10 protein-coding genes and 1 pseudogene are annotated in these 9,863 nt (G+C 40.7%); 8 read left to right on the top strand and 3 right to left on the bottom strand.

The genetic code is table 11. The features are described 5' to 3' along the window. Positions 1-175 (top strand): annotated as a pseudogene (locus BM283_RS15915) (IS1595 family transposase); the annotation flags it as partial. Between the two features lie 42 nt (positions 176-217). Here BM283_RS15915 and BM283_RS15920 read toward each other — a convergent pair. The 3 genes from BM283_RS15920 to BM283_RS15930 are packed head-to-tail and all read right to left on the bottom strand — an operon-like array spanning position 218 to position 2,293. Beyond that, positions 218-718 carry a TPM domain-containing protein gene (locus BM283_RS15920; RefSeq protein ID WP_090694863.1) on the bottom strand — a complete coding sequence of 167 codons (501 nt, stop codon included), beginning with the start codon at positions 716-718 and terminating at the stop codon, positions 218-220. Then, positions 719-1,672 (bottom strand): TPM domain-containing protein, encoded by a 954-nt coding sequence (locus tag BM283_RS15925; RefSeq protein ID WP_254776409.1) that lies wholly within the window; start codon positions 1,670-1,672, stop codon positions 719-721. It lies immediately after the preceding gene. A 15-nt stretch (positions 1,673-1,687) separates the two neighbouring features. Continuing rightward, positions 1,688-2,293, bottom strand: coding sequence for a LemA family protein (locus BM283_RS15930; protein WP_090694866.1), 606 nt, complete (start codon positions 2,291-2,293; stop codon positions 1,688-1,690). Positions 2,294-2,542: 249 nt separating this feature from the next. Here BM283_RS15930 and BM283_RS15935 point away from each other — a divergent pair, with 249 nt between their 5' ends. The 7 genes from BM283_RS15935 (at position 2,543) to BM283_RS20695 (ending at position 9,615) form a co-directional block, all read left to right on the top strand. Continuing rightward, on the top strand, positions 2,543-3,037 hold the full coding sequence (locus tag BM283_RS15935) for a GlcG/HbpS family heme-binding protein (RefSeq protein WP_090694868.1): 495 nt from the start codon (positions 2,543-2,545) through the stop codon (positions 3,035-3,037). Between the two features lie 343 nt (positions 3,038-3,380). After that, entirely contained in the window at positions 3,381-4,553 is a 1,173-nt protein-coding gene (locus BM283_RS15940; protein ID WP_090694869.1) for an FAD-dependent monooxygenase, read from the top strand. A 109-nt stretch (positions 4,554-4,662) separates the two neighbouring features. Continuing rightward, entirely contained in the window at positions 4,663-5,682 is a 1,020-nt protein-coding gene (dusB, locus tag BM283_RS15945) for a tRNA dihydrouridine synthase DusB (protein ID WP_090694871.1), read from the top strand. After that, positions 5,679-5,921, top strand: coding sequence for a helix-turn-helix domain-containing protein (locus tag BM283_RS15950; RefSeq protein WP_046850435.1), 243 nt, complete (start codon positions 5,679-5,681; stop codon positions 5,919-5,921). Before dusB ends, BM283_RS15950 begins: the two co-directional genes overlap by 4 nt. Positions 5,922-5,931: 10 nt before the next feature. Then, positions 5,932-7,491: a bifunctional phosphoribosylaminoimidazolecarboxamide formyltransferase/IMP cyclohydrolase gene (gene purH, locus BM283_RS15955; protein WP_090694873.1), complete on the top strand. Its 1,560-nt coding sequence runs from the start codon at positions 5,932-5,934 to the stop codon at positions 7,489-7,491. Between the two features lie 87 nt (positions 7,492-7,578). After that, the gene (purD, locus tag BM283_RS15960) at positions 7,579-8,883 is read left to right on the top strand and encodes a phosphoribosylamine--glycine ligase (RefSeq protein ID WP_090694875.1); all 1,305 of its coding nucleotides are present in this window, start codon (positions 7,579-7,581) and stop codon (positions 8,881-8,883) included. 471 nt (positions 8,884-9,354) lie between these two features. Next, the gene (locus tag BM283_RS20695; protein ID WP_090694877.1) at positions 9,355-9,615 is read left to right on the top strand and encodes a PP0621 family protein; all 261 of its coding nucleotides are present in this window, start codon (positions 9,355-9,357) and stop codon (positions 9,613-9,615) included. The last annotated feature ends 248 nt before the right edge of the window (positions 9,616-9,863 follow it).

Consider the following 9,863-nt stretch of genomic DNA (forward strand, 5'->3'; position numbering starts at 1 on the left):
ATATTAACGGTATCGAATCTTTCTGGAGTTTCGCAAAAAGACGTTTGGCAAATTCAATGGCGTGCCTGAGCATACTTTTTATCTTCACTTGAAAAAAACCGAATTTCGTTTTAATCATCGACATGATAATCTCTATCTTCAAATTCTTAAATTATTACGTCTAAACCCGCTTTAACTTCCTAAGACCATTTATTTATTACTAAAAACCTTACTATGCTTATAAAATAACAGGTCTATCTGGAAGTGCATTTTTTCCTCCTTTTGATGCTACGGGAAAATATTTTCTCAATTGATTATCAATTGTACTAATGGCAGCCAATATCCCTTCTTCAAATTGTCCTTTTTGGAAAGCTGCTTCCATTTCATGACAGATGTTTTCCCACTCTTTATGATCCACTTTAGCCTCTATTCCGCGATCGGCTACAATCTCCACGTCATGATCAGCAAGCAACAAATAAATTAACACACCATTGTTATGCGGCGTATCCCATACCCGTAACAATGAAAAAATATCAATTGCTCTTTCTCGTGCAGATTGTTTTTTCAGTAGAGAGATTAGATTTAGTGAAATTTCTACTGCAAACAATATTTCACCCTCATGATTTATCTCTGACTGTTTGATAGCCTGTTCAATTCTTGCTAAGGAAGCAGAAGGAAGCATGCGCTTTATCGCGATATGACCTAGAAGAAGATGTCTGATTATCCGCAGGAAATTCATTTACCATCTCCCCGAAGCACCGCCACCACCAAAACTACCCCCTCCTCCTCGAAATCCGCCCCCTCCAAAACCGCCCCCTCCTCGAAATCCGCCACCTCCAAAACTGCCCCCGCCGGGCCAGCTATTACGTCCGCCTCGATAAATTCCCTGATGGGTGTTTTCAAATAAACTGAGAATAAAAATGACTGTTGCAACAAAAATAGCGATTGCCAAGGAGGAGAAAATAAACCATACGATTGAACCAGCAATAGTGCCTGTAACGGAAGCCCCAATCAGGCGTCCAAACATAGCCTGCAGCATTCTGCCAAGCACGAGAGATAGCAGTAAAATGGGAAGAATGTTGTTCAGAATAATACTTGGTTCATCTGATATGTCTGTGCCACGCTTGATAGAAGGTGGTGGCAGCGGTTCACCTTCGATAGTTTTTAAAATATGATCAATACCTGCCTGAATCCCAGCTGCAAAATCTCCTTTCCTGAACTCCGGTACGATAAACTCATCGATAATTCGCTTGGCTACCGCATCTGGAAGCACACCTTCGAGTCCATAGCCTACTTCGATGCGTAGCGTCCTATCATTTTTGGCAACGAGAAGAAGCACAGCATCATCTACTCCTTTACGCCCAAGCTTCCAGACTTCAGCTACCCGCATCGAGTACTGTTCGATAGTTTCGGGTTGTGTCGTTGACACGAGCAAAATAGCTACTTGAGCTCCTTTTTTAATTTCATACTCTGCTAGCTGTTGCTCCAGTTGAGTGATTTGACTCTTTGTTAGCGTATGGGTTAAATCAGTTACGTGAGTTTTAAGCGGAGGAATTGCGACTTCAATTTCAGCCCAAGAAAGCGTGGCAAAAATATACAATAGGAACACCATCAATGATTTGGCATTGACTCCGATCATTCTTGGAAAAATCATGTTATTATGCGGCAATTTAAAAAAGCTAATAATACTCATATTACTTGGCTCATATTACTTGGCTTGCACTGGCACATTAAAATCAACCTTTGGTGCAACGGAGATTTCTTTTTCATTTTCAACCGTAAAATTAGGTTTGACCTGGAAGCTAAATAGCATTGCTGTAAGATTGCTCGGAAATGAACGCACGGTCACATTATATTCCTGAACCGCCTTAATATAGCGGTTACGAGCCACAGTTATACGATTCTCTGTACCTTCCAATTGTGCCTGCAAATCACGGAAATTAGCATCAGATTTGAGTTGTGGATAGTTCTCCACTACAACCATTAAACGTGCAAGTGTACTTGATAATTCTGCTTGAGCACTCTGAAATCTGGAAAAGGCTTCCGGATCCTCGATCAATTCCGGTGTGGCTTGGATACTACTTACTTTCGCGCGAGCGTTAGTCACCTCCAGCAACACCTCTTTTTCCTGGGCAGCAAATCCTTTTACTGCATTAACCAAATTGGGGATCAGATCCGCTCGGCGTTGATATTGATTAATGACTTCAGACCAACTTGCTTTAACCTGTTCATCCGTAGATTGCAATGTATTATATCCACAGCCACTTAGAACCAGCACATAGAGCATTATTATGTAAAACAATAGTTGTTGCATAATCATCTCCTAGAAAAAAGGATATAAAAATGAATAGTTTAAAAATTATACTAACCCGAGATATAACTTAATAAAAAATACTCTTGGAATAAGGTCCTTTTTCTCAATCTAGCCGATAAATTTTCTTAATCTCTAATGATACAATGCTATTCATATCGATAATATTGATCTGATAATGCCTTTTGTTAACAAATAAATAATGTTTAATACTTATCCATTTAAATAAAAATTCAATTCACCGGAAACATTATGTATAAAATAAAATTAAGATTTTTATTTATATGGCTACTCAGCGGATTTTCTATTGCTGCTTATGCCATCCAAGAACAAAAACCTTTCTTGTCCCTATCATTGGCTAATAGGATAGTAACAGCAGCGATGCAACAATGTGAGCGAGATGGTTTTCAAGTCTCCGTAGCCGTTGTCGATAAAAGTGGTGTAATACGAGCACAAGTAAGAATGGATAATGCCGGTGCGCATACTATCGAAAGCAGTTTTCGCAAGGCTTACACCTCTGCTAGTTTGAAATTACCCACATCAAAATTGGCACAGATTGCTGCAAAAGATTCTGAATTACAAGGTTTGCATCATATGGCCAACAATATTCTTCTCTTGGGAGGTGGTTTACCTATCAAAATCAATAGTGAAGTGGTGGGAGGAATTGGGGTAGGCGGTGCGCCAGGCACATCTTTTGACGAAATTTGTGCAGAAGCAGGTCTAAAAAGTATGCAAGAAAGTAAATAAGCTTATAATGCCAGGCTAATTATTTTTAATTAGCTACCAGAATTGGTGACAAGTAATTCCATTTCCAAATCAAAAATAACGCGAAGGCGAGCAGCAGACAGTATCAATAATACGGCAAGGTGAAGCCGGCAAAGTCAGTTTTGATTTGGAAATGGAATAATATAGAAAATTACAACGACCCATTGGTATATTTCAATCACTCAACACATGCTATTTCTCTCTATTTATTACCTGTGCTATCCTCGCTAACGTAAAACTAAATTATAAATACAGCATTACATTGTGTTACAAGCGCTATTTCCTAGTACGTTATTTATGAACGCTCTCCTCATTGGCTATATCCATGGTTGTTGACCACTTTGACGTTATCATCGTGGGCGGTGGACCGGTTGGCATGTCGCTAGCCATTAGCTTGCATGAAAGAGGAATACCAAGTTTGCTCCTGGAAGCTCAGGGAATACACGAGCAAGTTAAGGATCCTCGTCCATTAGCGCTTTCCTTTGGAAGTCATCTGATTTTGCAAAAATTAGGTGTCTGGTCAGCATTACCACAAATAACCCCCATTACGACTATTCATATTTCCAATCGAAGCCACTTTGGTCGTACCGTATTAACTTCAAAAGATGCGGGCGTACCGACTTTAGGGTATGTGGTGAATTACCATGATTTGTATCGAGCTATGCACCAACAGCTACACATTCATAGTGTTAATTATCGGGATGGTGCAACGGTAACCACCATGAAAATAGATCCTAAGCAAGCGCAGATTGAATATCAACAAGCTGGAGTAAATAAGCAAGCCATTACAAGACTACTTGTTTTGGCCGATGGGGGGCGTCTAGCGACCCAAATTGAAGGGATAAATTACCACACACATACCTATCACCAGTGGGCGATCGTGGCTAATATCAAAACATCTGCTAATCAGAATGGAGTAGCGTATGAGCGCTTCACCTCTGAAGGACCCATAGCGTTACTTCCATCGGGAGACGGTTTTGCACTGGTATGGACTGTTCCATTTTCCTCAGCTGAGGCGATATTAGGCTTAGATGACAGCACTTTCCTTACTCAGCTTCAACATCATTTTGGTGATCGATTAGGAAAATTTATGAGTACTGGGAAGCGTTCAGGCTTTCCTCTCGTGCTCAAGTATGCCTCCCCTACCATAGCTTGTAGAACAGCCCTTGTGGGCAATGCTGCTCAAACTCTGCACCCGGTTGCTGGGCAAGGCTTTAATCTGGGGTTGCGTGATGCCTGGGAACTGGCACATGAAACCATTCAGTCTTCAGCTTTAACTTCTGAAATAGGACTAACTCGAATGCTGAAAGCGTATGCCAATAAACGACAGATCGATAGAGATGCGGGAAAATTATTTACCCATTCTCTAGCAAGAATATTTATAAGCGATCTCCCTCTCCTGCAGACTTTCTGCGGTATGGGGTTGAGTGTATTGGATTCTTTACCGCCAATTAAACGTTTTGTCGCACGACGCATGATATTTGGCGCAAGAGGTTAATTTATCGCATAATACTACGACCTGTTGCTTTTCAATCTTTTGCTTTTTAAAAAGCTGGCAAAATTAATATTATTTTCTCATCATTCCTGTATCGAATTTGAGTCACACCATGCAGATTGGTCCTTATGCTCTCAAGAACAAGCTGATCGTTGCCCCAATGGCTGGCGTGACGGATCGTCCGTTTCGCCAACTTTGTAAGCACATGGGTGCTGGCATGGCGGTTTCAGAAATGGTATCCAGCAATTCTCTATTATGGGGATCAGAAAAAACCCGCCGGCGTGCGAGTCATGAGGGAGAGGTTGCGCCTGTTTCCGTACAGATTGCTGGAGCCGATCCCAAAATGATGGCTGAGGCAGCGCGTTACAACGTTGACCAGGGGGCGCAGATCATCGATATTAACATGGGTTGCCCTGCCAAGAAGATCTGTAATGTGATGGCAGGCTCTGCGTTGTTGCAGAATGAATCGTTGATAGGAAAAATTCTTGATGCCATTACTCATGCTGTTGATATTCCAGTAACCTTAAAAATACGTACGGGTTGGGACACTCAGCATAAAAACGCTGTAACAGTAGCACGCATTGCCGAAAACGCTGGAATACAAGCATTAGCTATCCATGGCCGTACACGGGCTTGTGCTTATCGTGGCGAAGCTGAATATGACACCATAGCCGCAGTAAAAGCTTCTACTAAGACAATACCGATTATTGCCAATGGTGACATTACAACGCCAGAGAAAGCTAAACAGGTGATGGAATATACCGGTGCGGACGCTGTTATGATCGGTCGTGCTGCGCAGGGAAGGCCATGGATTTTTCGAGAAATCGATTATTATTTTAAAACGGGCAATTATCTGCCAACACCAGAAGTTGCCGAAATACATCAGGTACTGATTAGTCATTTACATGACCTTTATAAGTTTTATGGGGAATATTCGGGTGTACGCATCGCACGTAAGCATATTTCCTGGTATACCAAAGGACTTATCGGTTCGGCTGCCTTTCGTCACACTATGAACCAGCTACAAACAATAGATGAACAATTAGCAGCAACTAACACTTTTTTCTATCAACTTGCTAATTATGGACAAAGACTCACTTATATCGAAGATGAGGTAATAACGGGTGTATGAATACCTTTAATGAAAATGAAATTGCCTGCTATATACGTAAATCCATTGAAACTTATCTCAAAGATTTGGATGGGGAGAGACCTTGTTCAATCTATGAAATGGTCATCCAGAGCGTGGAGAAGCCATTATTTGAACTCGCTATGGATTATGCTGAAGGAAATCAAACCAAGGCAGCGGAACTGCTTGGTATTAATCGAAATACACTGCGTAATAAATTAGCTAAACACCGGATCAAATAAATTTTGTGAAATGACAATAAAACAAGCATTAATCAGCGTTTCAGATAAAACAGGTATTGTTGAGCTGGCCACAAAACTACATCAGTTTGGAATCCATATCATTTCTTCTGGTGGTACTGCCAAGTTATTACAAGAAGCAGGAATAGATGTGACAGAAGTCAGTGAGTACACTAATTTTCCTGAAATGCTCGATGGGCGAGTAAAAACGCTTCATCCCAAAATTCACGCTGGAATCTTAGCTAGAATGGATCTACCTGAGCATAATCAAGCCATGCAAAATGCCGGGATATCACCTATTGAATTAGTTATTGTCAATTTATATCCATTTGTTGAGACGATCGCACAGGCTGACTGTACGCTTGAGAATGCGATTGAAAATATTGATATCGGCGGACCTACTTTAATTCGGGCAGCGGCAAAAAATTATCAGCATGTTACAGTGATTGTTGATCCGGAGGATTACTCAATTTTGTTAAGTGAGATGGAATCCGGCAATGGCACAGTAGCATTAACACGTCGCTTTCAGTTTGCACAAAAGGCCTTTTCACATACCGCTCGTTATGATAGCGCTATCAGTCATTATTTAACAGCCATTGATGCAAACCAACAACAGCAATTATTTCCAGACCATCTCAATCTCAATTTCAATATCATTCAATCGTTGCGCTATGGTGAAAACCCGCACCAGCAAGCTGCTTTTTATCGTGATGCAATAAATCTACCTGGAAGCCTGGCAAACTATACACAGTTACAAGGCAAGGAATTATCTTATAACAACATTGCGGATACAGATGCAGCCTGGGAATGTATAAAAACCTTTAATCACCCTGCTTGTGTCATTATCAAACATGCCAATCCATGTGGCGTGGCGATAGCTGATACCCCTCTCGCCGCTTATAAGCTAGCCTTTGCAACTGATCCAACTTCTGCATTTGGAGGTATTATTGCTTTTAACCGCTCGGTCGATGCCGAATTAGCCGAGGCCATTTCGAAGCAGTTTGTTGAAGTTATTATCGCACCTGAAATTTCTCTGGAAGCCAGCAGTATTTTAAGTCAGAAGCCTAATATTCGTGTACTGACGGTACCATTACAGATGCAGCCTAACCGCTATGAATTAAAACGAGTAGGCGGTGGAGTATTGGTGCAGACACCGGACAGTCTTAATATCACAGAAAATCAGTTAAAAGTAGTCTCCAAAGCTCAACCGACACGACAACAAATTGAAGATTGCTTATTTGCCTGGCGTGTCGCGAAATTTGTCAAATCCAACGCCATCGTATTTTGTGCTCAAGGGCAAACACTGGGGATTGGCGCAGGTCAAATGAGTCGCATCGATAGCGCCCGTATCGCTTCAATTAAAGCTAGTCAAGCAGGATTAAGTTTAATGGACTCTGCCGTTGCCTCAGATGCCTTTTTTCCATTCCGAGATGGGCTAGATGTCATTGTTCAAGCAGGTGCTAGAGTCGTTATTCAGCCAGGAGGCAGTATTCGAGACGAAGAAGTTATTAAAGCAGCCGATGAACACGGTATTGTGATGATGTTTACTGGAGTGCGACATTTTAGGCACTAGAATGAGCTTATCCATCATCAGATTACACCTGTACCTCTTTTGCCTTGTGCAATTTTTTAATATTCATTCATTTTTATTTCTTGGCATATGAAATTACTCGTGATCGGAAGTGGCGGTAGAGAGCATGCATTAGCCTGGAAATTGAGCCAATCTCCACGTGCCAGCAAAGTTTATGTTGCACCAGGCAATGCAGGTACGGCACTCGAACCGGGATTAGAGAATATCCCTTTCACTGCAATATCCGATCTAGTGGTATTTGCTCAGAAAGAAAAAATTGCATTAACTGTCGTTGGTCCAGAATCCCCTTTAGCGAATGGTATTGTCGATGATTTCACCGCTGCAGGTCTGAAGATCTTTGGGCCAAACAAAAAGGCTGCACAACTAGAATCATCCAAGACTTTTGCCAAAGCGTTTATGCAGCGCCATAGTATTCCAACCGCTGCATTTGCAAGTTTTGATAACCCATCTGAAGCTCATCATTATATTGATCAGAAAGAAGCTCCGATTGTTATTAAAGCAGATGGCCTGGCAGCAGGAAAAGGAGTGATTATTGCCATGACGCTTACAGAAGCCCATGAAGCAGTTGATACGATACTGACAGAACACCGATTGGGTGAAGCAGGCGCTCGAATTCTAATTGAAGATTATCTCGAAGGAGAAGAAGCCAGCTTCATTGTGATGTCTGATGGTCGAAATGGCTTACCTCTTGCGACTAGTCAGGATCATAAACGTTTGTTAGATAACAATAGAGGACCGAATACAGGGGGCATGGGCGCTTATTCACCGGCTCAAATAATATCTCCTACGCTACATGCCAAGATTATGCGTGAAGTTATCACCCCAACCATACAAAGTATGGCACGTGATGGCGAGATCTACACCGGATTTCTTTATGCGGGATTAATGATTACTCCCAGGGGAGAAGTTAAGGTATTGGAATTTAACTGCCGTTTAGGTGATCCAGAAACGCAACCTATTATGCTGCGATTGAAAAGTGATCTGACCATCTTACTGGAGCACGCAATGAATGGAACCTTAGATAAGGTTGAAATTGAATGGGATCGACGGGCTGCATTGGGTGTGGTGATGGCTGCCGAAGGGTATCCAGATGCACCGCAAAAAAATGATGTGATCACTGGTTTAACTGAAATAATGACTAATCAAATGTCTACGGATGAATTTCATATATTTCATTCAGGTACTACGTTTGGTAATCGAGATAAGAATGAAATCTTAACAGCTGGAGGACGTGTATTATGCGTCACTGCACTAGGTGAAAATATTAAGCTGGCTCATAACCGTGCTTACGACATCGCAAACAAAATCCATTTTAAAGGATGCCAGATGAGACATGATATCGGCTGTAAAGGAATAGAAAATTACAGTAAGTAAAAGAATCTAATTCTATTTCTAAATCAAAACGAACTTTGCTGGCTTCACCTTGCCGTATTATCTATCCTTGTCTGCAGCTCGCTTTCGCGTTATGTTTGATTAGAAATCGAATAACTATAGTTCAGCATTGAGAAATGTTACGCAAGCAATTCAGTTTGCAGATTGCAATTAACCCATTAATTTTTGATACTCTCTGGAATTCTGGTTTTATCCCAAATTTTCTTTTCTTAATATAAGCTTTTAATTAATCAATAAACTACCCCCTATCTCTTTTTGAGTATATACCTGGGAATCAAATCATCGTCAAAAATGGATGAGCTACTGATAGCTCTCAAATCAAATCGTCAAATTGATTCTGAACCCATTTTTTTACAAAATAAAGAAAATTAATCTTACATTCTGCAGTCTGCTCGGCATAAAGCTACAAATTTAATTTAATATATAAGCCAGAAATTGCGACAGTTGAAATGAATGCATTTTTATAAGCAAGGATTGAAGATTGTGATAGCTAAATGGATAATCTTGATTATTATTGTATTTTTAATTTATTGGAGCCTTAGAAACCTTCAACAAGCCAAAAAACAATCTGCGGCATCAAAAAAGGAAATCGAAGATATGGTTTGTTGTGCACATTGCGGCTTACATATTCCAAGAAGTGAAAGTATTACTGCAGATAAAAAACATTTCTGCAGCCTCGACCACCAGCAATTATATTTGAAATCATCACAATAGTTTCTTTGTTCTCCTTGGACGTATTTTTTATTCTTTGTTATACCGAAATAAAATTACTATACCCATCGCACATGAAATTTCAGCACTCAGGTGCTGCCAATGGTTTGGAAATTATCAGTTAATAATGTGCGTAATTCTGCTTCGTAATGATCGGTTGCTGTAAAAAAAGCTTGGCAAGCACTTTTGAAAAGTGAAAAAGTTTCATAGTAGCGACCATACAGGATTTTCTTCTTGAAAAATTTCCAATA

Origin of the sequence: Nitrosomonas sp. Nm34, from assembly GCF_900113925.1 — a bacterium.
In the GTDB taxonomy this organism is placed as follows: domain Bacteria; phylum Pseudomonadota; class Gammaproteobacteria; order Burkholderiales; family Nitrosomonadaceae; genus Nitrosomonas.

Bases quoted from the DNA above. Each gene is read 5' to 3' on its own strand.
- BM283_RS15920 (WP_090694863.1), bottom strand. From the start codon at position 718: ATGAATTTCCTGCGGATAATCAGACATCTTCTTCTAGGTCATATCGCG.
- dusB (WP_090694871.1), top strand. From the start codon at position 4,663: ATGCAGATTGGTCCTTATGCTCTCAAGAACAAGCTGATCGTTGCCCCA.
- BM283_RS15930 (WP_090694866.1), bottom strand. From the start codon at position 2,293: ATGCAACAACTATTGTTTTACATAATAATGCTCTATGTGCTGGTTCTA.
- BM283_RS20695 (WP_090694877.1), top strand. From the start codon at position 9,355: ATGCATTTTTATAAGCAAGGATTGAAGATTGTGATAGCTAAATGGATA.
- purD (WP_090694875.1), top strand. From the start codon at position 7,579: ATGAAATTACTCGTGATCGGAAGTGGCGGTAGAGAGCATGCATTAGCC.
- BM283_RS15935 (WP_090694868.1), top strand. From the start codon at position 2,543: ATGTATAAAATAAAATTAAGATTTTTATTTATATGGCTACTCAGCGGA.
- BM283_RS15950 (WP_046850435.1), top strand. From the start codon at position 5,679: ATGAATACCTTTAATGAAAATGAAATTGCCTGCTATATACGTAAATCC.
- BM283_RS15940 (WP_090694869.1), top strand. From the start codon at position 3,381: ATGGTTGTTGACCACTTTGACGTTATCATCGTGGGCGGTGGACCGGTT.
- purH (WP_090694873.1), top strand. From the start codon at position 5,932: ATGACAATAAAACAAGCATTAATCAGCGTTTCAGATAAAACAGGTATT.
- BM283_RS15925 (WP_254776409.1), bottom strand. From the start codon at position 1,672: ATGAGTATTATTAGCTTTTTTAAATTGCCGCATAATAACATGATTTTT.